Source organism: Kitasatospora sp. NPDC088779, from assembly GCF_040685395.1.
Lineage (GTDB): Bacteria > Actinomycetota > Actinomycetes > Streptomycetales > Streptomycetaceae > Kitasatospora.
Genome location: NZ_JBFBHW010000038.1, coordinates 17996 through 41082, shown reverse-complemented (window position 1 = coordinate 41082; position 23087 = coordinate 17996). Strand labels below are relative to the sequence as shown.

The 23087-nt window shown below is 72.3% G+C and carries 22 protein-coding genes; 3 read left to right on the top strand and 19 right to left on the bottom strand.

All coding sequences use genetic code 11. The features are described 5' to 3' along the window. Positions 1–41: 41 nt before the first annotated feature. Both AB0P03_RS29130 and AB0P03_RS29125 read left to right on the top strand, forming a co-directional pair. Complete coding sequence (locus tag AB0P03_RS29130; RefSeq protein ID WP_363631630.1) at positions 42–653, top strand: hypothetical protein; 612 nt, start codon at positions 42–44, stop codon at positions 651–653. Further along, complete coding sequence (locus tag AB0P03_RS29125; RefSeq protein WP_363631629.1) at positions 653–1093, top strand: hypothetical protein; 441 nt, start codon at positions 653–655, stop codon at positions 1091–1093. Before AB0P03_RS29130 ends, AB0P03_RS29125 begins: the two co-directional genes overlap by 1 nt. Before the next feature lie 148 nt (positions 1094–1241). Here AB0P03_RS29125 and AB0P03_RS29120 read toward each other — a convergent pair whose 3' ends face one another. The 7 genes from AB0P03_RS29120 to AB0P03_RS29090 form a co-directional block, all read right to left on the bottom strand. Then, complete coding sequence (locus AB0P03_RS29120; RefSeq protein WP_363631627.1) at positions 1242–2756, bottom strand: hypothetical protein; 1515 nt, start codon at positions 2754–2756, stop codon at positions 1242–1244. Positions 2757–3444: 688 nt separating this feature from the next. After that, positions 3445–3879 carry a DUF6283 family protein gene (locus AB0P03_RS29115; RefSeq protein ID WP_363631625.1) on the bottom strand — a complete coding sequence of 145 codons (435 nt, stop codon included), beginning with the start codon at positions 3877–3879 and terminating at the stop codon, positions 3445–3447. 183 nt (positions 3880–4062) lie between these two features. After that, positions 4063–4590, bottom strand: a complete 528-nt coding sequence (locus AB0P03_RS29110) for a hypothetical protein (RefSeq protein WP_363631623.1) — start codon at positions 4588–4590, stop codon at positions 4063–4065. An 824-nt stretch (positions 4591–5414) separates the two neighbouring features. After that, positions 5415–5714, bottom strand: a complete 300-nt coding sequence (locus AB0P03_RS29105; RefSeq protein ID WP_363631622.1) for a hypothetical protein — start codon at positions 5712–5714, stop codon at positions 5415–5417. 325 nt (positions 5715–6039) lie between these two features. Then, on the bottom strand, positions 6040–6435 hold the full coding sequence (locus tag AB0P03_RS29100; protein ID WP_363631620.1) for a hypothetical protein: 396 nt from the start codon (positions 6433–6435) through the stop codon (positions 6040–6042). Between the two features lie 1061 nt (positions 6436–7496). Then, the gene (locus AB0P03_RS29095) at positions 7497–7835 is read right to left on the bottom strand and encodes a hypothetical protein (protein WP_363631619.1); all 339 of its coding nucleotides are present in this window, start codon (positions 7833–7835) and stop codon (positions 7497–7499) included. Positions 7836–8023: 188 nt separating this feature from the next. Next, complete coding sequence (locus AB0P03_RS29090; protein WP_363631617.1) at positions 8024–8704, bottom strand: hypothetical protein; 681 nt, start codon at positions 8702–8704, stop codon at positions 8024–8026. 649 nt (positions 8705–9353) lie between these two features. On the opposite strand from AB0P03_RS29090, the gene AB0P03_RS29085 reads away from it, so the two are divergent. Beyond that, complete coding sequence (locus tag AB0P03_RS29085; protein WP_363631615.1) at positions 9354–9869, top strand: hypothetical protein; 516 nt, start codon at positions 9354–9356, stop codon at positions 9867–9869. On the opposite strand, the gene AB0P03_RS29080 is transcribed toward AB0P03_RS29085, so the two are convergent. The 12 genes from AB0P03_RS29080 to AB0P03_RS29025 form a co-directional block, all read right to left on the bottom strand. Further along, positions 9836–11041 (bottom strand): IS110 family transposase, encoded by a 1206-nt coding sequence (locus AB0P03_RS29080; protein ID WP_363631613.1) that lies wholly within the window; start codon positions 11039–11041, stop codon positions 9836–9838. The genes AB0P03_RS29085 and AB0P03_RS29080 overlap by 34 nt on opposite strands. Before the next feature lie 1142 nt (positions 11042–12183). Further along, positions 12184–12462: a hypothetical protein gene (locus AB0P03_RS29075; protein WP_363631611.1), complete on the bottom strand. Its 279-nt coding sequence runs from the start codon at positions 12460–12462 to the stop codon at positions 12184–12186. A 246-nt stretch (positions 12463–12708) separates the two neighbouring features. Next, positions 12709–13197, bottom strand: a complete 489-nt coding sequence (locus AB0P03_RS29070) for a hypothetical protein (RefSeq protein WP_363631610.1) — start codon at positions 13195–13197, stop codon at positions 12709–12711. Between the two features lie 24 nt (positions 13198–13221). Next, positions 13222–13356 (bottom strand): hypothetical protein, encoded by a 135-nt coding sequence (locus tag AB0P03_RS29065; protein ID WP_363631608.1) that lies wholly within the window; start codon positions 13354–13356, stop codon positions 13222–13224. Positions 13357–13549: 193 nt separating this feature from the next. After that, positions 13550–13996, bottom strand: coding sequence for an XF1762 family protein (locus tag AB0P03_RS29060; RefSeq protein WP_363631606.1), 447 nt, complete (start codon positions 13994–13996; stop codon positions 13550–13552). A gap of 277 nt (positions 13997–14273) precedes the next feature. Next, positions 14274–14735: a hypothetical protein gene (locus tag AB0P03_RS29055; protein ID WP_363631605.1), complete on the bottom strand. Its 462-nt coding sequence runs from the start codon at positions 14733–14735 to the stop codon at positions 14274–14276. Between the two features lie 119 nt (positions 14736–14854). Continuing rightward, positions 14855–15598, bottom strand: coding sequence for a hypothetical protein (locus AB0P03_RS29050; RefSeq protein WP_363631603.1), 744 nt, complete (start codon positions 15596–15598; stop codon positions 14855–14857). Positions 15599–16788: 1190 nt separating this feature from the next. Continuing rightward, positions 16789–17070 (bottom strand): hypothetical protein, encoded by a 282-nt coding sequence (locus AB0P03_RS29045; RefSeq protein WP_363631601.1) that lies wholly within the window; start codon positions 17068–17070, stop codon positions 16789–16791. A 172-nt stretch (positions 17071–17242) separates the two neighbouring features. After that, positions 17243–17473 carry a hypothetical protein gene (locus AB0P03_RS29040; protein ID WP_363631599.1) on the bottom strand — a complete coding sequence of 77 codons (231 nt, stop codon included), beginning with the start codon at positions 17471–17473 and terminating at the stop codon, positions 17243–17245. Between the two features lie 370 nt (positions 17474–17843). Next, a complete protein-coding gene (locus AB0P03_RS29035) occupies positions 17844–18596 on the bottom strand; it encodes a hypothetical protein (protein ID WP_363631597.1) in 753 nt (250 codons plus the stop codon). Positions 18597–19014: 418 nt separating this feature from the next. Then, on the bottom strand, positions 19015–19623 hold the full coding sequence (locus AB0P03_RS29030; RefSeq protein WP_363631596.1) for a hypothetical protein: 609 nt from the start codon (positions 19621–19623) through the stop codon (positions 19015–19017). A gap of 868 nt (positions 19624–20491) precedes the next feature. Beyond that, entirely contained in the window at positions 20492–22588 is a 2097-nt protein-coding gene (locus AB0P03_RS29025; RefSeq protein WP_363631594.1) for a hypothetical protein, read from the bottom strand. Between the last annotated feature and the right edge of the window lie 499 nt (positions 22589–23087).

Here is a 23087-nt window from a genome sequence, read left to right as displayed (position 1 = left end):
GCCGGTTCGTGCCGGGGCTCCTGGCGGAAAGGGTATGTGGGATGGCGAAGGGGGCGGCGGTTGAGCGCGGCGCCGTGGCGTCGGTGGCGGCTCGTCGGCGGGCGCGTGAGCTGCGGGCCATGTACGAGGCCCGTGATGTGGCGCTGGTCCAGGGTGCGGAGGAGTTCCTGACGCTTCAGGAACGCACCGGCAAGGCGGTGGAGGTCATCGACCAGCAGATCGAGAGGCTGGAGGCGGCGCGGGATCAGGCGCGGCGTGAGGGGTGGGAGCAGGGTGCGCGGGTGGCTGCGCGGATGCGGGGTCTTCAGGTGCGGGGGGTGGGGGTTCGTGAGGAGGAGGTCGCGGACCGGCTCGGTGTGGAGGTGGGTGAGTTGCGGCGGATGCTCGCGCAGGTGAAGGCGGCGGGCGGCGGGCGGGGCGGGTTCGCGGCGGGGGTGGCGGGCGGGTCGGGGTCCGGTGCGCGGCGGGCGGCGGGGGGTGGTGGCGAGTTGGTTGGGTCTGGTGTGGGGGCGTTGTTGGGCGGGGGCGGGCTGGTGACGGGGCGGCCGGTGGGGGCCGGGGTGGAGGGGCCGGGCGGGGGTGGCGGCGGGCCTGTGGTGCCTGAGGCCGCGCGGGGGGCCGGGGTGGTGGACGGTGTGAAGGAGGTGCGGTGATGGCGCGGGTGTCCGAGGTGACGGCGGGTGAGTTGGACCCGACGTGGCTGGGGGGTGCGCTCGAGGTTGTGGAGGAGGGGCAGGACGGTCCGCTGGTTCACGGGATGCGTCTGGTGTCCTATCGGAAGGTGATGGGGCGGGAGCGGGTGGTGCTGGTGGGTGAGAACACCAGTGTGGTGGTGGAGTCGTCGGTGCGGCTGGCGTTTCACGTCGCTGTGGCGGTGGCGGACGGGTGGACGGGGGCGCTGGTGGACGGAGCCGCGCCGCAGGTGGTGGTGGCGCAGCCGGTGGCGGGGGTGGGATATCCGGTGGCGGGCGGGTATCCGGTGGCGCCCGGGCAACCGGGGCCAGGTGCGGTTGCGCAGCCGGGGCCCGTCGCTGCCCCGCCCGGGCCGGGGGGTCCGGCCGCGCCGTGGATGCGGCGGCCGCCGGCGAGCTGACGCGGCCGGGGACGGGCGGTCTGCTGGCGCGGTGGGGCGGGCCCGGTGGGGTGGGTGAGACAGGGGGTGGTTGCTGGCCGGGGGTGCGCAGGGCGGTGCCCGGCCGCCGTGGGACTGGCGGCCGGGCAGGGTGGCGGTGTGGGGTTGGTCAGTGCGGGGTGGTCGGGTGGGTCTGGATGCGGAGGCGCGGGTAGTCGCCCTGGGCGAACAGGCGCAGGATGTCGGCGTCGGTGACGGCCGGGGCGGGGCGGGTGGGGGCGGGGGCGGGGTTGTACAGGATGGCCGCGGTGGGTTGGCTGTGGACGGTCGGGTAGATCTGGGCGAGGTAGGTGCGGAGCATGTCGAGCCAGGGCAGGCCCAGCAGGGTGCCCCAGACGGCGGCGGAGACCAGCGGTGAGAGGATGTCGCCGAGTTGCTGGCACTGGCTCGTGCGGGAGCCGGTCACCGGGTGGTGGCGGGGCAGGCCGACCAGTGCGCACACTTCGGGGATGGTGAACCGGCGTCCGGTCTCCTGGCAGTACCAGCCGCGGATTTTCCCGGTCACGGCCGGGATGGTGCGGTTCAGGGTGAACACGTTGCCGCCGCTGGTCTTGCGTTCGCCCCGGGTGTTGATGCGGGTGTCCGTTGGCCAGCCGAGTACGAGGGCGGCGTTGGTGCGGATCCCGGGGATGGTGACCGGGCCGGGGCTGCGGTACCAGTGCGCGGACATGATGGCGCGTTTGCGGTTGCTGGGTGAGCCGAAGTCGGCGGCGTCCAGGTCTGCCCACTGCACCGACTCGCATCCGGCGATCCATAGTTCGCTCTGGATGTAGTCCTGGACGTCTTCCGGCAGGGCGGAGCTTTGCTCGATGACGATGGACTCGACCGGTGCGCCGATGGAGCGCAGGCCCAGGATCCAGATGACCGGGGCGAGCATGAGTCCGGCGGTGTCGGCGGTCATGTCGTCGACCAGTTCCCACAGTTCGGTGATGGGGGCGCCGGAGGGCTCGATCATGTGGTCGTAGCAGTTGTCGTCGCAGTCGGCGGGGTCGTCGTGGGTGCAGACTTCTGCCCCGTCGACCCACACGTTTCCCATGTGGGCGCCGACCTGGTCGATCGCGTCGAGGAGGATTTCGAGGTTGGAGGCGTCGCGACCGGCTCCGCGACCGGCGCGGGTCCAGTCGATGCACGGCATCGTGCACATGACGCGGCGGGTCCAGCGCAGTGTGGGGTGGCGGGGGTCGAGCGTCTTGATGTCCTGTTGGATGACGGTGCATCCGGCGGCTGTGCTGGTGGCAGCCGGGTCCTTCTTCAGCTCGATGCACACCATGTCGGCTTCGACGCCGAGGACCAGGCGCAGTCCGGCGCAGCCGCCGCCGCATCCGGCGCAGACATTCACCCCGCGGGGGGCGTCGCCGGGCTGGGGCGGGTAGAGCCAGCGGGCCGGGTAGGGGCCGGCGAGCTGGGCGCGTTGCGCTGTGGTGAGGGAGTCGAGGAGGGCGGTGAGTTCGGGGCCGTCGAGGGCGAACAGGTCCTCGTGGGTCGGCGTGGGCGTGGTGGGCTGGTCGGTGTCGAGGGTGAAGAGCGGGAGGTCCTCGTGGGCGAAGAGGGGGAGATCCTCGTGCCCGGTGGGGCGGGTGGCGGGTGTGGTGGCAGGGGTAGATGCGGGTGTGGGTGTGGGCATGTGGCTCCCGGCCTGGAGTGGGTGACCGGCGGCCGGGCTCCGGCCCGTGGGGCGGGAGCGGGTGACGGAGGCCGGGGCGGTTGACGCGCTCGCCCGGCGGGGCCTGGCCGGTCTCGATGTGCCCGAAGGTAGGCACGGGAGGGAGCCGGTCAACCGGGCCAACCGGGCTGACGGACGGCCGGGTTGGGGTTGGTACGCCGGGCACGGGACACACGCCCCACACCGGGCCGTTTCCCCTCCCGGCTTGCCGGACCGGCAGGGGCGGGGAGCAGCGGGGCGTTCCTGGCCTGGGGGCTGAGCAGCGGCCCGCGCGGGCGGACCGCCGGGCAGGCTCGGGCAGAGCGGGTGATGCGGCCGGTCTCAGTGGTCCTGGCGAGTGGCAGACTCACCCGACCGGGACCGGGGCCGGGGCGCAGCGCGGGGGCGGGCACGTCACCGTGTCGGTGGGCTCTGCCGGGTGTGGCAGCGGCCGGGTCCGGAACAGGCCGGGTGGTGGCCCTGGTGGTGGCGCGGGCCTCGGGTTGGTGCGCCGGGCTACCGCATCGCGCTGGGCGTCCGGCCCGGCCTCGGGGGCGGCGGCCACCCGGTCCTGGCGGCGAGATCTCAGGTGCCGCTGGGAAGCGTGCTTGCCGGGTGGTGCACGACATCGGATGGTGGCATGGCGGCCCGGCCGGCCGGGTGGTGGTGCTCAGCCGAGGCGGATGTGCCGCCGCGTGCGGATGATCTTGTCGCCCAGGCGGTCGGCCTCGGGGCCGGGGCTGTCGATGTCGGCCTGGCCGTGGGCGGCCGCCTCGTCTCCCGAGGAGAACAGCGGCACTGGGGATACGTAGGTGACCACGGTTTCGAGGGTCGAGCCGTCCATGACGCCCTTCATCAGGGCGATCCGTGGCGCCAGCAGGGTCTCGCCGTGACATCCGGCCCAGCCCGCGCACACGCGGCGCGCCTGGCTATCGGCGTCCGTCTGGTGGCACATGAAGACCGCAGTCGGCTGTTCTGCTGTCGGGGCGTCGTAGGCGCGGAGCTTGTCGTACTCCTCGGCGGCCCAGATCCCCGAGGGGACGTCACGCCGGTAGGGACAGCTGTCGCAGGGACGCGGCGCGGGTGGGCGGATCGTGGAGGACACGGAACGAGTATGCGGGTTGCGGGGCACGGCGGGGCCTTTCGGGGTCGGCGGGTGCAGGGCGGTGCGGTGGTGGCCGGGACAGGCCGGGTGACGGGGCGGCTGCGGGGACGCAACGACGTGGTGCCTGAGTCGGTGTGCGGGCCGCCGGGTGCCGGGTGGGGTGCTCCCCCCTCTGGCGGGGCGTCAGTCGCGGGGGACGTGCAGTCCGCGTTCCTCGCGCTGGCGTTCCCATGCGCGGCGGCCCGACTGCTCGCCGGGCCGGAAGTCCTGGCAGGCGAACACGCTGCCCTCCGGGCCGTGCCACTGCTTGGTCTGGTTGCAGTTCAGGCAGAGGGTGATCGCCAACCGGTATTCGAAGCACACGGCTCGGTGCTCGTCCAGGGCGGCGGCCAGGGCGTGGTGCGGGGTCGGGTGGTCGTCCTGGTTGTCGGGGTTGGTCCAGTCGTCGGGGTTGAGGCAGGCTTCCGCGGTGGCGACGTCGAACCGGCCGGTGTACGACCACGGACCGGCCGGCATGAACTCGGCTGGGGCGTGGGGGTCGTTGACCATGTTCTCGGGCCAGACGCTCACCAGGCAGGCGCAGCCGGTCACTGTGTGATCCCAGCTGGCCAGGTATCCGCCGTCCTCCCACACGGCGACGGTGAACGCTCCGAACGCGTGGGGGGTGAGGGCGGCGAGGGCGTCCGGGTGGAGGGTGATCGTGCGGCTCATGGTGTGGCCTTCCTGTCGGTTCGGTGCGGTTCTGGGTGTTGGGCCGAGGGGCACCGGTCTGGGCTCCGGCGGCCGCTCGCGGGCGGGTCACGTGGCCGTGAGGGCAGGCGGGCGACGGTCTGCGTGCTTGCCTGGGTGTCGCTGGCGGGGAGGCCGTGGCCGCTCGCCGCTCTTCCGCCGGGTCGTCCGGTTGGTGGGCGGCCGGGCCCCTGTGGGGGAGTCGGAGGGGCCCGGCCGCCGTGCGTGCCGCCCCGCCCGGGGGATACGGGGGCGGCACAGGGGCGCCTTGCCCGTCTCGGGGGGCGGGGGCGGGAAGGCACCCCGGGGAAGCCCGCGCGGCCGGGGCGGTCACGGCCACCGGGCGGGAACAGGCCACACCGTAGGGCCGGCCGGGCGCTGGTCAACCCCTACGGCCCCGAACCAGAGCGGGCCGGGCCCAGCGACAGTGTCGCGCTCAGGCCGGCCCGGGGATGGGCACAGCCGTCAGCGGGCGGGGTTACTGCTCGTGGTCCTGGCAGTCGGCATCGCATTCGGGGGTGTGACGGGGCTGGTGAGGGCTGGCGGGGCGGTCGCCCCGTCAGCGGGCGCGGGGGTCAGAACGGCGGATCCACCGGGAGGAGTTCGGGCCTCAGCAGGCGCGCGCTCAGCCAGGGCCGGATGCGGGGGCAGGTGCACGCGTCGGCGTCAGGCTGGGTATCGGGCACGGACGCGCACCCGCACCAGCCCTCGGGGTAGCAGTCGTCGTCGGGAATGGGCGCGTGCCAGGGGCAGTCGTACTCGGGCAGGCGCCGCACGTCCAGGCCGCGGCGGTCGAGGGTGGCGGTCTACGGGCCGACGGTGAGGGTACCGGGCTGATCGGCGGCGTCGGGGTGGCGGTGGGCCCAGCGCTGCCATAGGCGGCGGGGGTAGCGGCGCAGCAGGTCGACCCGTTCCGGGGTCGGGTCGGTGGCGTGGGTGTCGGTCAGGCCACCGTGGAGGGTGAGGGCGAGGGCGGGTTGGGGGCCGTCCCAGCGGTAGGGGTCCAGGGGGTGGGGGCGGGTGAGGGTGACGTCCAAGCGGCTGCGGGCGGTGGTGAGCGCGATCGTCCAACCGCGGAGCCGGAACTGGCGGGTGTGTACGGTCATGCGGAGTCTCCTCGTGACGTCAGGGGCGGGCCCGTGGTCCGGGGGCGGGGCGGGATAGGTGCGGGCGGTGGGATGGCTCGCGGTGCTCTTGCCGGGGTGCAACGTAGCCGCGGTGCGGGGCGGGTCAACCGCCGAATCCGAGCAGCGGGCGGGCGGGTGGCCGGGTGCGGTCGCGGCATACCCCCCGCCCCGGTGAATCCCCACCGGCCGGACAGACACCAGCCGGGCGGCGGGTGGGTGCCCCCTCCCCCGCCAAGCCAGGCTGGGCCAGGTGTGGGGCACCGCCGGGCGGGTGCCCCGCCCGGCGGTTCAGCGGCAGGGGTGGTCAGATCGCCTCGACGGTGTCCCACTGCGGGTCCTCGCCCGTCTCGGCGTCGGCCCACTGGTCGTCGTCCTCATACACGAGCGGTTCGGTTCGGTCGTCGCCGTCACCCAGGGGGTCGACGGCGTCGGCCTCCGCTTCGTTCGTCGACTGGCCCGCGGCCAGCTTCTTCAGGAGCTCATGCAGCTGCGCGACCGACTCGATCTTGATCTGCTGGTGGTCGACGATCAGGTCGTAACGCTCGTCCCAGCCACGCGAGGCGCTGGTGTGCAGGTCCTTGTGGGCGGGCTGGAAGCGCAGGACGGCTCCGGAGGCGAGCTTGGAGGTGGCGGTGCCGTCCGCGTGCCCGGTCCAGGAGTCGGGGTGGCTGAGGGAGCTGTTGTAGGCCGCGATGCGCAAGGAGCGGATTGCAGCGTCGCGGGCCGCCGTGGCGAGGACGTCGTGGGAGAGCGTGTCGATGGACGGGTGGGGGTGGCGGTGCAGGGCGAACCGGCGGCGCAGCGGTGCGGTGAGGTCGGCGATGTGGTTGTCGGTGGTGGTGGCGGCCAGGGCTGCGGCGGCCAGCGCCAGGGTGGCGCGCAGTTCGGTGGGTCGGTTCGTGCTGATGGTGCGGTAGGTGGCGAGGCCTGCGATGGCGCCGGCGGCGATGGTGGCCGCAGGTTCGGCGGCGTCGAGGATGGTGCGCAGCAGTTGGCGGAGGCGGTTTGGTGTGGGTGGTCATGAGGTCCTTCGTTGTCGGGTGTCCGGCCGGGTGGCCGGGGTGGTCACCGGGCCCGCTCCGGGCTCCGGGTGGCCCGGCTGGTGGCCGGGGTGGTGGCCGGGGTGGTCAGCGGTGCCGGGCCTGGTGGGGATCGAGTCGACGGGCCGTGCGGACGGTTTCAGGGGCCCGGAGGCTCGGGGTCCCGCACCTCGCCTGTTCTCGTCGGCGGCGAGGCGCGGGACGGTGGGACCGGCCGCCGTGCCGGGAGTGCCGGGCGGGCGTCGGTACCCGGGGTGCACGCCTTCGGCCAGGAGTGAGCGGGACAAGGCCGGGGGCGGGCACCCGATCGCACGCCCCGGCCGCCGGAACAGCAGGCGGCACGGTGCACTGCGAGAGGGAAGGTATGCCTGGCGCCCGGCCGGTCAACCCCCGCCAGGATTCCCGTATGCCGGGCCCGGCAGGACACGGGAAGGCACCCGAACCCGGCCGCCGGTACGGCAGACGGTGCGGAGGCGGCGGGGCGGGCGGGGGTCGGCGCCGGCCCGGGGCCCGGCCGGGTGGTCGTGCTCAGCCGAGACGGATGTTCTCCCGTGTGCGGGGAAGAATGGCGGGGAGGCGCCGGGGAAGCCCGCACGGCCGGAATGGCTCACGGCCGCCAGGCGGGAACAGGAACGGGATATGACCGCGGGGGACGGCAGGCCGCCGGTCAACCCCTCCGGCCCCCTGCGGACGGTGAGGTCGGCCGGCGGCGTGGTGTCGGTCACCGGTCAGCCCGGGCCGTCATCGAGCGAACGGTCTTCGCTGCCTCGCGAACCATGTCGGCCGAGCCGGGGCCGATCGCGGATGCGGCTCCGTAGTGCTCGGCGACGCGGGCCTCGGCCTCATCGGCGATGCGCTCCAGTTCGTCGGCGGCCCGCTCCAGGGCATCGGCGCGGATGGCGGCCTCGAACCGGTGGAGTTTGGTGGCGAATCCGCCGAGGAGACCGAAGTTGAGGTTGAACTCGTACCGGGCTCGCTGTACCGCGATGGCGGGACTGGGCTGCGCGGCCACCCAGTTCTTGGACAACTCGGTGAGGACGTCGTCGGGGTGGTGGGTCATGGCGGGATCCTCCGTGGTGGGTGGGTGTGGCGGCCGGTGGTTACCGGCCGCCCTCGGCGGGGGTACCGGGGGAAGCCCGGCCGCCCGCGCCAAAGGGGGAGAGCGAGGGCACGAGGGCAGCGGGGCTGCTCACGAGGGTTCCTCCGGGGGCGGGACCAGCCGCACCAGCGGCCGGACCAGGGCGGGGGTCAGGCAGTCGGGGCGGGGGTGCGCAAGCCGACACAGTCGGGGTCGTGCGAGCGGCCGCCGCGGTCCTGGCTGTAGCAGTCGCACGGCGCCTTGGGCGGGCCTGCCGGACGGTCCTGGGCGTCGGCGAGTTCGCGGACCGTGTCCGGGTCGAGGGTCGTCGCGGCGTTGGTGATGAGCGGACGGAGCAGGCCCCGGACGGCGTTCAGCGCGGCGTCGAGGAGCCGGGTCCAGGCGGTGACGGCGTCGACGCCGCACAGGCGGCCGAGGTGGGCGTAGCGCTTGCCGAACCACAGCGGGTCGGTGCCGTATACGGCCTGCTGGGTCAGGTAGTCGAGCATGCGGCCCGGGACCACGACGGGGTGGCTGTAGAGGGCGGTGGTGCGGCCGGTGTCGGCGTCGATGAGCTCGGCGACCCGGTGGAGGATCTGCCCGGTGGTGGGGACGACCGCGGGGAGCGTTGCGGCGTGGGTGCGCAGCGCGGTGGCGATGGCGGTCGCCGCGGTGCGGGGGTTGAGCGGGTCGGCCGGCGGCCGGGGTGCAGCACGTGGGGTCGGTGCAGCCGCGGTGCAGGATGTCGGTGTAGTCGCCGTCTGGGGTGTAGAGCTGGGTGTGGAAGCCGGTGGGGGCCTCGTCGGGGTCGGGAAGGTCCACCGGGCTGCCGATGAGGACGAACGTGTCATCGGGTCCGGGGATGCGGAACTGGAGGCCGCCGTCGTCGGCCGGGTGGACGGTCGCGCGCAGCTTGGCGTGGTGCGGCGGGGGCCGTCACCGTTGTGGGGTGGTCTGGTGGCTTGGGCCCGATTCAGCTGGGGGCTTTGGGCAGGGCGGCGGCCCGTCCGGCATGCCCTGGGACACGGCGGTGAACGCCGGGTGGCGGGGCCGCCCCGCACCCGGGCCGGGGGGTGTGGGGCGCAGCAGCGGTGGCGGCACCCCGTGCCGGGCCTGGCCCTGCTGGTTGCCGGGCACCCGGGCAGCGACACGTTCCCGCTCCCGGCGGCAGGGGTGGGGCGAGCGGGGTGCCGGGGGAAGCTCAGTCGCCCATGTCAAGGGGGAGCGAGAGTGGCCGGGCAGCCTTCGGGGTGCTGGCCGGGGCGCCTGCCCCGGGGGTGGGGCAGGGGTCCCGGCCAGCGTGCCGCCACACGGTCCCCTGCTCGGCGTGTGGGGCCGGACAGAGCGGGGCGGCAACGGCACCTGCAACCTGCCCCGGGGGGTGAGGGGTGGGCGGGGTGCCGAGGGTGTCTCGACCCACCCGCCCCGGGGGGGTGCCTCTATGGGGTTCGTCAAGGAAATCGGGCTGCGTTCGGGCGGGCCAGCAGGCAGCATGGCGGGATGTCGGACCTGCTGTGGGATGACGTCAGGAACTTCTTCGACCCTGACCTGATGGGTGCTCTGCCGGATATGTCCGTGGCCGACACCTCGGTCGAGGACTGGCAGGCGGTGTTCGAGCTGGTCCGGTCGAGCGGGTGGACGTGGGAGTACTCCGAGGGCGGCGTCGCCGGACAGCTGCCCTCTGCGGCGGACGTGTTGGCGCGACCGGCCGACGCGGAGACGGTCGATCTGCGGGTCTGGCCGGTCCCGGAAGTGCTGGCGATCTTCCGTCCGATGTCTGCCGACGAGATCGACTTCGACGTCGACCTCCGGGAGCTGCAGGGCCAGGGAGGGGTGGATGTCCTGTGCGGCTTCCTGGGTGCGATCGGGCGCCGGCTGGGCAAGCCCGTGCGGATGACCGCGGAGGGCGACTGGGGGAACCCGGTGCTCGGGTTCGAACCGGCGGCTGACCGTGTGGTGCTGCTGGCGGATCCCCGCGGAGTTCAACTGCCGGCCGCTGCGGGCCGGGACTCGTAGAAGGTGCCGTCGCGGAGCATGGCGAACAGGACGTCGACCCGGCGTCTGGCCAGGCAGAGGAGTGCCTGGGTGTGGCGCTTTCCCTGGTTGATCTTCTTGTCGTAGTAGGCCCGGGAGGCGGGGTCGTTGAGCGCGGCGAACGCGGCTAGGAAGAACGCCCGTTTCAGCTGCTTGTTGCCCCGGCGGGCGGGTTGCTCGCCGCGTATGGAGGAGCCGGAACTGCGGGTGGCTGGGGCGAGGCCGGCGTAGGAGGCGAGGTGGGCGGCGGTCGGGAAGGCGCTCGCGTCGCCGACGTCGATCAGGACGCGGGCGCCGGTGCGGGTTCCGATGCCGGGCATGGAGGTCAGGACCTTCGAGAGCGGATGTTCGTCCAGCAGTTCCTGGATCCGCTTCTCCAGGAGCTTGCGCTGGTCGAGGACGGCTCGCAGCGAGCCGGCCAGGCTCGGCACGATCAGCGCGGCCGCCTCGGTGCCCGGGACGACGACGGTCTGCTCGTCGAGCGCGGTGAGGATGTCCTCGACGAGGCGTTCGAACATGCGTGGGGCCAAGGGCCGGGCGACGGTGAGCAGGCGGCGGCGTCCGGCTCTGCGCAGGGCGGCCGGGGAGCCGAACCGCTCCAGCAGGGCCAGCACCGCCGGGTGATCGAGCCGCGGCCCCAACACGCGCTCCAAGTGCGGGTGGATCTGGGTGAGCAGTCCGCGCAGCCGGTTGGCGATGCGGGTTGCCTCGCCGGCCAGGTCGTCATCGAATCCGACGATCATCTCCAGCTCGGCGACGGTCTCGTCGGTGAGCTCGATGCCGCGCAGGGTGTGCGGCATGGTGCGGGCGGCGTCGGCGATGACGAAGGCGTCGCGGGCGTCGGTCTTGGCCTCGCCGGGGTAGAGGTCGGCGATGCGGCGCATCGTGAGGCCGGGCAGGTAGGCGACGCGGCAGCCGGCGTCCCGGGCCACCGCGAGCGGCAGGGCGCCGATGGAGGCGGGCTGGTCGACGACGACCAGGACGGTGCCGTGCTTGGCGGTGAGCTTGTCCAGCATGGCCCGCATCTTGGGCTCGCTGTTCGGCAGCCGCTTGTCGAAGACGCGCTTGCCGACCCGGGTCAGGGCGGTTCCGTGGTGCTCGCCCTTGCCGACGTCCAGGCCGAGGAAGACGTCCACATCGCCGATGTCGATCACACTGTTCCCTTACGAGGTCGTGCTGTCCCGGCCTCGTTGGCGTGGCACCAGTCGCCGGCATCCACGTTACGAAGAGCCTCCCAGCGAGCTGGTGGTCCTGCCTCTATCAGCGGTCTACCGGTGCCTCCGGCCCGGTGACACCACCCCCCGGATCATGCGAACTACAGGGGGGAACAGTCATGCCGGACCGGAGGCCGGGAGCCCCGTTGCGGGGTCACGAAAACGGTAACGGGGGGAGGGGGGCGGGGAGACACCGTTGAAGCCCGCACCGCCGGAGCACGTCGGTACTCGACAGCGGCCGGGCGGGAACAAGACCCACGGTAGGGGCGGCAGACGACCGGTCAACCCCCGGCCTTGGACCGAACCGGACGGACCAGACCCGACCAGACCGAACGGGCGCGGCGGCCGGGCCACGGAACGACAGGGTCCGGCGGCCCGCCAAGGGGTGGGCGGGCCGCCGGGCTCCGGTGCTGATCTGTCAGTGGAGGGCTTTGACGGCCGGCTGGTCGTCGGCGTGTACGTCGGTCTGGGCGCGGCGGCCTCACGGCGCCCGGAGCGCAGTCCCAGGTGGAAGGCCCCGTACAGGGACAGGCTGTTGATCAGCATGCTGCTCGGGGTCCGCGCCGTGAGGAAGTCGTTGAGGAGCTTGTCGAGCATGGTTGCCTTCGAGGGGAGCAGCAGAGTGTGCTGGCAACCGGCGCGCGAGGACGGGACGGCCGTGCGGCGCGTCCACGGCCCCGGGCAGGCGGTAGGGCCCGGCAGGCGCAACGGAGGATAGGCACGACAGCTGGCCGGTCAACCCACTAGCCATTGGTCGGAGTTGGCGCAGTCTGTGTGGTCGCCCCTGGGGCCACCGCGACACCCGGCCGGCCCGGATACCGGCCTCTGCGGCACCGGGCCGCTCCCCCGGCCTGCGTGGTATCCGACCGGGTCGGACACCGGTCTGGGGAACAGCGACGGCCTGGGGGGCAGGCGGCCCCGACACGCCGGCCGCAGCCTGCGGCGGGCGGTAGCGCCATGGCACACACCCGGCCCGGGGCCGGGGCCGGGCCGACCTGGGCCGACCGGGACACGCCTGCGCCCGCCCCCGCGCAGGGCGGGGGCGGGCGCAGCGGACACGTCCGCAGGGGACGGCGGGGACGTCAGGTGAGGGTTCCCCCGTCGGCGCCGTCGGCGATGAGTTGCGCCATCATCGTGATGGCCTCCTCGTCCGTCAGCAGGCGGACGTTGTTGCGGGTGAGCATGTCGGCGATGGCGGGCATCAGCTCGCCGACGGTCGTGATGGGCGGGTACAGGCCGCGGTCGTCGACGAAGTCGTCGTCGATGACCAGGTACGCGAACACGTTGTGCAGCGGCCGGTCGTAGCCCCACTCCAGTTGGGTGGAGGTGGTGGAGTCGAGTGAACGGGCGTAGCGGGACATCGTCGTCTCCAGGGGAAGGGATCGCGGACAGCGGTGGTGGCCGGGCCGGAGTCCGGCGACAGGAAGCCGGAACAGGGCGGGGCGGGGTGGGGCGGCGGGCGGCGTCTCAGCCCACCGCTTGGGAGGGGATGAAAGGTGGGGACGGTGGGGGAAAGCCCGGCCGCCCGCACCAAAGGGGGAGGGCGAGGGCGGCCGGGCAGCCTTTCGGGGGTACTGGCCGGAGCGGCTCGGCCGGGCGGTGGGTGGCTAGTTGGTGGCGGGCGCAAGGGCGCGCTTGCGGCGGCGGGGCCTCGTGGCGAGGTAGTGCGCGGCCAGGCAGAGAATGGCGGGTGCGCAGCCGACGACCGTGCCGATGACGGTGGCGGCGGGGCCTTGGCCGACCGCGGTGGTGATCATCGTGTTGTGCTCTGCCTGGAGGACGCCGGCGATAACGAACGGGCTGATCACTGCGAAGGCCAGGTCGAGGCTGACGGCGAGGTTCGCCCAGCCGGTACGCACGTTGACCTGGTCGACCTTCTTGAAGTCGTCCATCGCCATGTCGGCGACGGTGCGCCGGGTGGCGAGGGAAACGACGGAGTTCACGAGGACGATGAGCACCAGCATGTAGGCCAGGTAGGCCAGTTGGTGGATGGATATCGCCACGATGAGGACGATGCCTTCGGTGGTGAGGACGCGGTGCAGGGGGCGGCACCAGCGGTGCGGGCAGGCCCTGGTCAGGGAATGGGGCTTGCGCATCGGGGCTCCTTCGGGAGGGACGGGTCAGAGCAGGTCGTCGAGGATGAGTTCGCCGAGCCGGATCAGGCCGGCGACGGCGGTGACGGCCGCCCAGTGCCTGCTGTCGGTGGCGGCCCAGACCCCGCCCCCAGGGGGCGGGGAGGCGCCGGGAAATCCCACACGGCCGGGACGGGCCAACGGCCCCCGGGCGGGAACAGGACGCACAGTAGGAGCGGCAGACGGCCGGTCAACCCCTCCAGCCCCCGGACCAGAGCCGGCAGGCCCGACCCGGAGCGCAGCGGCAGTACCGCGCCCCGGGTGGGTCAGTGGCTGGGGACAGGCCAGTCGGCAGGGGCCGGGGAAGGGCGGGTGATCAGGGTGCTTCCCAGAGCGTGCGGGGTATGTGCTCGCTGCCGAGCGCCCGACGCGGACGCGACGGTCGGTCCCAGCCCGCGTGGGGCGTGCGCTGGCCGATGACACGCCATCCTGCGGCGCGCAGCGATGCGCCCGTCTCGCCGGCCTGCGTATAGGTGACCAGCCGGGTGTAGCCGAGTGCTGAGGTCGCCCGCCAGGCGGCGGCGTACAGCATGGAGCAGGCGTTGCGGGTTCCGTCGGTGGCCACTCGGGCGACCTCCAGTGTGTGACCGTTGTCGAGGTGGCGTGCGACGGGTCGGCCGACGATCGCGACGCCGCGAAGGACGCTGTCGTGGTCGGCGACGCCGAGGGCGAAGATCTGGCCTGGTGGTGGCTGGAGGTGCCGGTGCCACATCGCGACGAAGGCGCGCGCGGCACGTGAGCGGACCGGTGTGATGTGGAGCATCGCGGCTTCCTGGTGCGGGTAGGACTCCGATGGCCGGGCAGTGGCATGGAGCGGGTCGGCGGGGGTGGGATGGTTCGTAAGTACGTGGCCCTCCGTCGCCGGCGGATTCCGGACCGACCGGGGTACGGGGCTGGCCCGCCCCGCACCCGCGGGGGCGGGCCGGGGGGAGCCCGTACGGCCGGGGCGGTCACGGCCACCGGCGGGAACAGGGCGCGCGGTAGGAACGGCTGAGCGCCGGTCAACCCGGGCCGCGACGGCGAGCGGCGGGCCGGGGTGTTCAGCCGGTGGTGGTGCCGTCGGGGTAGGTCCACCCTTCGGCGTCCTTGGGGGCGGGCCACTGAAGAGCGGTGAGGCGGGCGCGGTCGGCGGGGTGGAGGTGGAACAGGGGGCTGAGGGTGAGTCCGGCGAAGAGGTTGCACCACGCGGGCAGCGGGACGGGCACGGTCGGCTCGCACGCGCAGAGCTCGTCGTCGTCGCAGTCGGCGCGGTGCGCGGGCCGCAAGCGCTGGGGAGCGGGATTGCGGATGGTGACCAGGCGCCAGTCCGTGATGGTGCGGCCGGGGATGGAGGGGTCTGGCTTGCCCGTGTCGACGCTCTCCCAGAGGTACACCTCGCCGGTGTGGCCGCCGCTGATCAGGTCGGTGAGGGCGTCGCGCACGGGATCGTAGTTGAGGTCGTCGAAGATGAGCGTGCGGGCGGCGCTGGCGAGCCGGTAACCGGTGACGGTGACGGTGGTCATGGGGTGCTCCATGATGGTGTTGGTCGGTGTGTGTGGACCGCCGGGGCGGCACCGCGCCCCACCCCGGCCGGACGGGGCGGGGGCACGGTGCCGCCCGGGGTTGCGGGGCGTGGGGCCGGTCAGAACGGAGCTTCCTCGGGGTGGCGCTCGGGCCGGGTCAAGGAGGCCTCCAGCCGGGGCCGGATCCGGGGGCAGGTGCACCCTTCGGGGTAGCAGTGGGGCCCGTCGTCGAAGGGCTCGTGCCAGGGGCAGTCGAACTCGGGCAGGCGCTCCACGATCACGCTCAGGCGGTGGACGGCGATCAGCCACGGACCGGCGGTGAGGACGCCGGGCCGGGTGAGGCCGCCGGGCTGGTAGCGGGCCGCGGGGTGGCGGTGGGCCCAGCGCTGCCACAGGCGCAGTGCCCGCTGGCGCAGCGGGTCGTGGGCGTGGACCGGGTCCGGGGTGGGGGTGTGGGGGTCGGTGAGGCGCGCGTTGACGGTGAGTTCGAGGGCGGGCTCGGGGCCGCGCCACCGGCCGGGGCCCGGGAGGTGGGGGCGGGTGAGGGTGGCGTGCAGGTGGCTGGAGGCGGCGGTGAGAGCGAGCGTCCAGCCCCGGACCTGAACGGCGTGGCGGATGCGGGAACCGCGCCCCAGGGACTCGGCCGTCTGCTCGGGGGGGCGGGGGGCCAGAAGGGCGAGGGTGTCCTCGAACGCTTCCTCGGCCGCGGCGCGGTAGGCGTAAAGCGCCAGGGTGCGAGGATCGCAAAAACCGTACTCGCCCCACTGGTTCAAGAAATCGGTGCAGGCAGCGACGGCCTCGTAGACGGCGGCGCCCGACTCGGGCTCGTACGCGAGATCGGACAGGTGGCGGCGGGCGGTCATCGGCTGGTGGTTCCTTCACTGGTCGGTGGCGCGGGCGACTGGGTCAAGGCACGGGGGTGCACGGGACAGAGGCCCCGACACGGGGACGGAGAGGCAGGTGCGTGGTGTGCGCGGAACGGCCGGGACCCCGCTCGGGGTGAAAGGGGGGTCCAGGCCGTCGGTGTTGGCCCGTACCCGGACCGGGGCTGGTACGGCACGGCTGGGCGCCGGGCTGCCGGGTGCTCTGTCTGGGAAGGAAAGTAGCCACGAGACGGAGCCGGTCAACACCCCAACCCCAGTGGGTGACAGGCCCGTTCAGTCCGGGTGAGGGGTGGGTTTGAACGGGCGGCCGGACGCGGCGCACCCGCCCCGCACCGGGCCTCCCCCTCCTGGTTGCCGGACACCGACCAGCGACACCCCTGCACCCGGAGCAGGGTCGGGGCGGGCACCGCCCTGCCGGTTCCCGGGGCAGAATGCTCGGGCGGGTGGGATGCCCGGCTGGCGGAGCGGACCGCACGGACCGCATCCCATCGGCCAGGCGGGACCGGGTGCTGTGGTCACCCGGCCGAGCGGCCTTCGGGGGTGCTGGCCGGGGCACCGTCAGGGCAAGGAAGGGCCCCCGGTCGGCGTGCCGCCACACGGGCCCCTGGCCGGCGGGTGGGGCAGGACAGGGCGGCAACGGCACCTGCAACCCGCCTCCCGCCTCCCGCCTCCGAGGGAAGGAGGCGAGGAACAGGGGAGGGAAGGTACCCCGGCCCCCCACCCGGCCGCACCAGGAGGGGAGAGCACACACCGCCAGGCGGCCCTGGGATGCCGGCCAGGACCGCCGGAAACGCAACGGCGACACAGCCGGCACCAGGCCTGGAGGGGGGCCGGCCGGGGCATCAGCAGCGGCGTGGCCGGTTCCATGTCCTGGCCGGGGGAAGCGGGCGGAGCGCGCGGTGCGAGGTCGGGCAGTGGTGTGGTGGCCCAGCCGGACGAGTCGTGCGCGGCCGGGCGGTGGTGTTCAGCCGAGACGAAGGTTCCGCCGTGTGCGGATGATCTAGTCGATCAGGCGGTTGGCCTCGACGAGTTCGTAGTCGGCGGGGAACGCTTCGATCAGCTCGGCGGCCTCGGTGAGCGCGGTGCTACGGGCTCCATCGAGGACGGCGCCGAGCCGGTCGATCTCGGCGAGGGTGAGAGCGGTGCAGGGCGGGCGTAGGCGGTCACGGCTACGGCTCCCCGGCGTCCTGGACGAGCACGTAGCCGCTGCGGCGGGGTTGCCCGGTTGCGGTGACAGCGCTGGCGTGGAGGCGGCTGGCGAGAATCTGGCGCTGGCGCTTGCCGGTGATGGCGTCGACGACCAGGGCCCGCACGTCGCCGGGGGTGTAGCGGAGGATGCGGATGGTGACGCTGCTGCGGGGGTCGCAGTCGCGGTAGACCTGGTGGCGCTTGATCATGTGGTACCTCCGGGTCGCGGGAACAAGGCCGCTGGTCTCGGCGGTCTGGCGCACGGGTCTATTGTCTCGGGTGGCTGCTGGGTGCGGCCGTGTGGATGGCGGGCGATGAGGACGGTGCCGGTGCCGACGGCGAGGAAGCCGTCGGCCACAGCGAAGAGATGCGGCGCCGTCACACGGCGGGGACCGACCTCGAACTGAATCTGGATCGCGTGGCCTCATCGCTTGATCACCGGGCGGCCTCGGCTTTGCCGGTGGTGTTGATCCGCCATCCGGTCACGCGATCGGTGACGGGTACACGGTCGAGGAGGCCGCGTCGTTCGAGAGCAACCATGATTCGCTCGGTTTCGGAGCGATTGCCCCATATCCACCCACAGCCTGGGTACCAGGTGTCGGAGTGGTCCGGGGCGGCCATGCTTTCCAGCACCGCGCGCTGATTCTTTCCGAGTGTGACGCCCATGTGGTGTCTCTCTTCCCTCTCGCTGTGTGTCTGACGATCGGGGAACTCCCGCCCTTGACGACCCGCCCCAGCAGCCGGGACCCTGCGAATGGGGGTACGGGGTCCCGGCCGCCGGTGTGCCACCCGCCCCCGGGGGCGCGGAGGGACCGGGGCGGGGGACCCGCACCACCAGAGCGCATCAGCCCTCGACAGTGGCCGGCTGGGAGCACGACGAACCATAGAACCGGCGGACAACCAGTCAACCCCCGGCCGCAACGGGCGGACAGCGCTGCGGGCCTGCTACGGGTCTGTTCCTGCTGGCCGCGTCTGCGGACCAGCCCGGACGGGGCCACGCGGTGTTGCTCCGCGCGGCCCCGGAGAGTCAGCGGGGTCAGGGGGTATCTGAGATAGGGGTGTTGGCGGCGAGGAAGAAGCGGGCGGCGGCGAGGACGTCGCCGTCGAAGCCTTGCCGAAGTCGGGCGAGGGCGCGCGGACCGTACCTGTTGACCAGGTCGGGGGTGACGTCGATGTGGTCACTGGCGGCGGACGTGTCCTCGGTGACGCGGCCGTCCGCGAGCGCGCGTATGGCGTCCCCTGCGAGGTGCCATCCATCCAGGTTCGGGTTGTCGTACCGGGCGGTGAGTTCGGGGTGGAGGGCGGCGAGGTCGGCGGGCGTGGTGTCGGCCGTCGCCTGACCGCTGATCAGTGCCTCGGCGTAGGCGGCGGTGAGACGCAGAAGCCCCAGTTCCCACCCTTGCAGTTCGAGGCTGAGGAGGACCTCGGTCGGGGGGAGCGCGGGGGCGCCGGGACGGGCGCCGCGCTCCTTCATCCAGCCGGACAGGGCGGTGACGGTGTGCTGGTGGCGGTACTCGGTCGTCAGCAGCGGGGCGTCGGGGATGTGCCAGGCGCCGGTGCCGTTGATGGTGATCTCGCCGTGGGCGGTGGTGAGCTGCCACAGCACGGTGTCGCCCTGGTCGTCGGGTTCGAGGTAGAGGACGTGGTAGTCACGGGATCCTGCGGGGCTGGTACGGATGGTGAGCTCGACCGCGACGGCACGGTCACCGGAGAGGTCGGTCCTCTCGGCGGGGATGCCGTGCTGGGAGAGAGCGGTCGCGAGAGCGTGTGCGGTAGCGGTGGGGTCCATGGTGTGCTCCGGTGAGTTGGTGGACGGCTCTGAGGGCCCGGAACGGATCGAACGGGCCCGCCTACCCGGGGGCAGGCGTAGGAAAGCGGCCGGCGGCGCGGCGCAGCGCCGGGGCTCTCCCGGGTTGGAAGGTAGCCGCGGGACAGGGCCGGTCAACATCCGACCTAGCCGGGCGCCAAGCGGGTTGCGTGGGGGTCGGACAGCCGGACGCGGGCACTCACCCCGCGCTGGACCCGCCCCTCTGGTTGCCGGGAGCCGGGGAACAGCATGCGCACGGCGGCACGCCCCCAGGCACGGGGCAGGCGGGCCGGGGTACAGCGGCAACGCCTCGGCCGCGCGGCAGACGGTGGCCGCCTGGGCCGGGCACCGACTGGGCACGGGACGCAGCGGCGGTGCGTTCAAGTGTGGGCGGTGGCTGTCAGGCACGTTCCGTCGGACGCTCGTAGTCGACGATGCCAAGGTAGTTGCGGTCGAAGTGGTCCGTTGTCAGGTCGCTGCCGTCATAGTTGTAGGCGGCGTGGATCGCCTTCAGGTCATCTAGAGCGGCCTGGAATATGGGCGAGGGAACCATTACCTCCCGGCCGTGACGCGTCCCCTGAACGAACCCCCAACCGCAGGGGATGGCCTTGACCCGGATGTGGATCGAGCCTCCGCCGGAGTAGTACTCGCTGCGAATCGAGACCTTCACCTCAGGTGGGAGGGCACCGAGCCCGTCGACCAGGGCGAGCGCGCCCGGTGTGGTCGCCGGAAGTCGGCCGAGCCTTCGGGCCAGCTTCACGTCCTCACGCATCAGCTTGGCGATCGCCACCAGGCCGAGTGTCCGTACCTGGTGGTACTTCTCGCCGTACACCCGGTGATCACGTGACTCCCTCTCGCCGACGTCAACGCCGTCCCTCTGCGCCTTGGTCAGTGCCCGGGCGAGCATCCGGCGGGCCGTGTCTCGTTCCCCTTCTCCGGTGCGCGGATGGTCGATCAACGCACTCAGCGCTTTGATCTTCTCAGTGAGCTTCGTGGTGGTGTCGGACATCTCTTCTCCTGGTGGCTGGTCTGGGGTAGTGCCGGACGTGTGGCTGCGAGCGGCGCTCGGATGGTGACGCGCACTCGGAAGGCGCGGCGTGCAGGGGGTTCGGGACGATGAGGTGGGCTGGCCAGGCCTGGGTACCGCCCGCCCGGCATGGTCAGTTGTCAGACGGGACACGGACTGGGGCGGCGTAGCGGACCGGGGCCGTGGGACGGTAGGCACGAGTTGGCAAACCGGCCAGGGCGCGGCCGGGGCGGTGGTGTACAGCACAGCAGCCGGGCCGGGGCGCTCTCCCGGGGAGGAAAGTAGCCACGGGATCGAACCGGTCAACACCCCAACCGCGCTGGTTTGCGAGACCGTTCAGGGCGTGCAGGTGGAGGGCGGTGAGGCGGGCGCGGTCGGCGGAACAGTGCACGCAGGTGGGCGGCAGGTGGGTGCCCGCACCGAGTCGAGGCGTGCGGGCGGCTCGGGTGCGGGCCCGGGAGTGCCGGGCGGGCGTCGGTACCCGGGGTGCACGCCGCCGGCCAGGAGTGAGCGGGACAGGGCCGGGGGCGGGCACCCGATCGCACGGCCCGGCTGCCGGTACAGCAGGCGGTGCGGTGCGAGAGGGAAGGTAGGCCTGGCGCCCGGCCGGTCAACCCCCGGCAGGATTCCCCTCTGCATCCTGCGGCCCGCACGACACGGGTGTCAGTCGCGGGGGACGTGCAGTCTGTGCTCCTCACGCTGGAGTTCCCAGACGGGCAGCCCAACTCCTCGTCGGACCGGAAAACGTCGCAGGCGAATGCGCTGCCGTCCGGACCGTGTTCCTGCTTGGCGGGTAGAGATGGGTGTGCCGCCCGGTTCTCCATGTGGTGAGCCGGGCGGCACTGGTGCTTTAACCGAGTCGTTCCTCTTCGGCCTTGAGCAGGGTGTGAAGCGGCTTCAGCCACTGTCCTTCGTTGTCGTAGGGGGTCTGTCCGTTGGCCATGGCCTGGATGCTGGGGATCTGTTCGGCGTAGATGCCTCCGGCTGCTTGGAGGTCAGAGATGGCTCGGGTGACCGGTCCCTGGAGGCGGCCGGACCACGGCTTCTGGCTGTGGTCGTTGCCGCGCCGGTTGTAGGTGGGGCCTTCCTCTGCCATGTGGGCGAGGAAGATCACGGCGGGGTTGACCCCCACGAGGTCGGCGATGGCGGTGATCTTGTCATAGTCGATCACGCAGCTAATGCCTTGGCGGCGGCGCCAGCCCACGGGGTGGGGGCTGTCGAGCACGTCCCAGTAGGCCTTGGTCAGGGCAACGGTCTGGAGGATGCGGACGATGCTCTTGGTTTCGGTCGCGGTCTGGACCTCGTTCATGCGTTGGTGGAGCAGTTCGGCGAGGCGGCGGCGCACCGGCGGCGCGTCACGGAGGTGCCTCGCCCGTGCGATTTCGTTGCGGTTCGGCTTGGTGTACTTGGTGGGGGACTTGTGACTGGTGGACCCGGTGTCGGCGGGAAGGGTTGTTCCCTGCTGGGTTCCGTCGGCGGCGGGCTGGCGACTGACAGTCGAGTCGGCTGCCAGAGCCAGATACGCCTCAAGGAAGGTGACGGCTATCTCCGTGAGGGCCTCCGTGAATCCGTGGGCGCCTTCGGTGTGGCGGGTCTTCTGGAGATAGGCCTTGCGGTGGCCCGCCATACGGATGGCGGTGCTGATGGTCGTGTCTCGGCTGCTCAGTGTGTCGAGGTGGAAGCCGATGGTATCGGCCTTGTGGTCGTAGATTCCGAGGGTGCCGTAGCCGACCAGGCGGCTCTCGGTATAGGCCCGGACCCTTCCGACGCTTTCTTCCCCCAGGGTTGAGCGGAGCAGCATTGCGGCGTCGTCCAGGTTCTGACGCTGTGCTTCGGAGAGGTCCTTGTGGTTGACCCATATGGTCGTGCGCTCTTGCCGGTCGGCCTCCCTGTGCTCTGCCGTGTGCCTGCGCTCGACCCCGAGAAGCCTCATGAGTTCTTCGTGCTGCCACCTGGGCAGATCGGTCTCCACGAGGTGTACACCGCTGTCCAGAAGCCAGGCGTCGGTTTCGATGCCCTCGACTCCTTCGTTCTTGCCCTGGTAGTACACCCGCTTTCCGGCTGGGAGGACCTGCTCGGCGATCCGCCGGAAAGCGAGTCGGACGTCGTAGTCGTGGACGGCGGCGAAGTACTGCTCTTGGGCGGCGATGGGCTCCTTGGCGAGGGCCCTGCTCACGAAGTGCTCGATGACGCCCGGTTCGGCGCAGCTGGCGAGGGCGCCAGTGAGGTGCCGTTCCAGTGCCCGGCCGTCGATGAAGGTTCGGTCCCGGTTCTGGTCCCCCTTGGCGAGGGCCAGAGGGAGGTCGTAGCTGACGGAGAGCCGTGGGTCGTCCGTGACGAGGACTCCGCCGATGTAGATCCGTCCGGGGACCCCGCCGAGCAGGATGCGGGCCTTGCCTGCGGGCGGGGTGTAGTCGGGTTCCGTGAGGTACAGGACGCGTGCGATGGCCTCGTCCGCGACCTCTTGGGGGCACTGGATGGTGATCTTTGTCCCGGCGGTCCGGTCCAAGGGGTAGAGGGTGTAGACCAGGGTTGCGGATGCCGTGCCGTTCCGGGTCGGGACGATGCCGTCCAGGAGGCTGCGGTTCTCGATGGTCGGGGTGAAGGTGTAGCCGACGGTGTCGAACCAGATCTCGCCGATGGCCGGGTCGCGTGCCAGGACGAGCGCGGCGAGCTTCTTGCCTTCGCCGAACTGGCCGATCTGGTTGGCGGTCTTCTTGGAGGCTCCGAGGAGGAATGCGTCCTGGGCGATTCCGGGGCCGTTGTCCTCGATGGTGAGGTTCCCGTCGGCCCAGTGGACGGTCGCATTGGGGTCCTCGTCGAGGGCGTTGGCGATCAGTTCGACGATCGCCCTCGGGGTGGTCCATCCCTTCACGTATTCCGGCGAGATGGGAAATGGGACGACGGTTCCCTGCCCGAGGTCGCGATGATTCTTCGGGATGCTCATGTATTTCTCTCTCCATCTTTAGCGACTCCTTCTTGGGTCGCTTTCGATGGAGGTGAAGGTACGGCCTCGAAAGGGCCAGTCAAGTCGTGCTTAAACCGGGAGAAATCCCCTTCGGAGAGGCCTCTCCTGTAGGCATTTTGCGGGCCCTTCCCTGTGCCGGGCCAGGGCCGTGGGGGTTCTCCCCCTGGTCTTCCGGTCCGAATGTGTGTGGTCGCGCATGGCGTGGGATCGTCGACGGATGCGCCCCTATGGGTTGCGGTCAGGAAAACGGCCGAGCCGCCCCTGTCCCGTATGGGATGGGGCGGCTGCGGCGTTGTCCCGTTATTCGTCCTGGTTGTTTCGGGCTTCCTCTTCGCGCAGGCTCAGGCCCCGCCCTCGAAGCGTCAGGCGGTGGACCACTTTGTTGCGCTGTTCTTTGAGGATCGATTAATCCCCGCGCTCGGCCCGGATGACCTCCTCCTCGGACCCGGCCATGGCGTAGCGGACCGGAAAGGTTCTC

Bases quoted from the DNA above. Each gene is read 5' to 3' on its own strand.
- AB0P03_RS29110 (WP_363631623.1), bottom strand. From the start codon at position 4,590: ATGAGCCGCACGATCACCCTCCACCCGGACGCCCTCGCCGCCCTCACC.
- AB0P03_RS29055 (WP_363631605.1), bottom strand. From the start codon at position 14,735: ATGACCACCGTCACCGTCACCGGTTACCGGCTCGCCAGCGCCGCCCGC.
- AB0P03_RS29130 (WP_363631630.1), top strand. From the start codon at position 42: ATGGCGAAGGGGGCGGCGGTTGAGCGCGGCGCCGTGGCGTCGGTGGCG.
- AB0P03_RS29070 (WP_363631610.1), bottom strand. From the start codon at position 13,197: ATGCGCAAGCCCCATTCCCTGACCAGGGCCTGCCCGCACCGCTGGTGC.
- AB0P03_RS29060 (WP_363631606.1), bottom strand. From the start codon at position 13,996: ATGCTCCACATCACACCGGTCCGCTCACGTGCCGCGCGCGCCTTCGTC.
- AB0P03_RS29120 (WP_363631627.1), bottom strand. From the start codon at position 2,756: ATGCCCACACCCACACCCGCATCTACCCCTGCCACCACACCCGCCACC.
- AB0P03_RS29085 (WP_363631615.1), top strand. From the start codon at position 9,354: ATGTCGGACCTGCTGTGGGATGACGTCAGGAACTTCTTCGACCCTGAC.
- AB0P03_RS29090 (WP_363631617.1), bottom strand. From the start codon at position 8,704: ATGACACGTTCGTCCTCATCGGCAGCCCGGTGGACCTTCCCGACCCCG.
- AB0P03_RS29050 (WP_363631603.1), bottom strand. From the start codon at position 15,598: ATGACCGCCCGCCGCCACCTGTCCGATCTCGCGTACGAGCCCGAGTCG.
- AB0P03_RS29040 (WP_363631599.1), bottom strand. From the start codon at position 17,473: ATGGGCGTCACACTCGGAAAGAATCAGCGCGCGGTGCTGGAAAGCATG.
- AB0P03_RS29025 (WP_363631594.1), bottom strand. From the start codon at position 22,588: ATGAGCATCCCGAAGAATCATCGCGACCTCGGGCAGGGAACCGTCGTC.
- AB0P03_RS29030 (WP_363631596.1), bottom strand. From the start codon at position 19,623: ATGTCCGACACCACCACGAAGCTCACTGAGAAGATCAAAGCGCTGAGT.
- AB0P03_RS29095 (WP_363631619.1), bottom strand. From the start codon at position 7,835: ATGACCCACCACCCCGACGACGTCCTCACCGAGTTGTCCAAGAACTGG.
- AB0P03_RS29125 (WP_363631629.1), top strand. From the start codon at position 653: ATGGCGCGGGTGTCCGAGGTGACGGCGGGTGAGTTGGACCCGACGTGG.
- AB0P03_RS29105 (WP_363631622.1), bottom strand. From the start codon at position 5,714: ATGACCGTACACACCCGCCAGTTCCGGCTCCGCGGTTGGACGATCGCG.
- AB0P03_RS29075 (WP_363631611.1), bottom strand. From the start codon at position 12,462: ATGTCCCGCTACGCCCGTTCACTCGACTCCACCACCTCCACCCAACTG.
- AB0P03_RS29035 (WP_363631597.1), bottom strand. From the start codon at position 18,596: ATGGACCCCACCGCTACCGCACACGCTCTCGCGACCGCTCTCTCCCAG.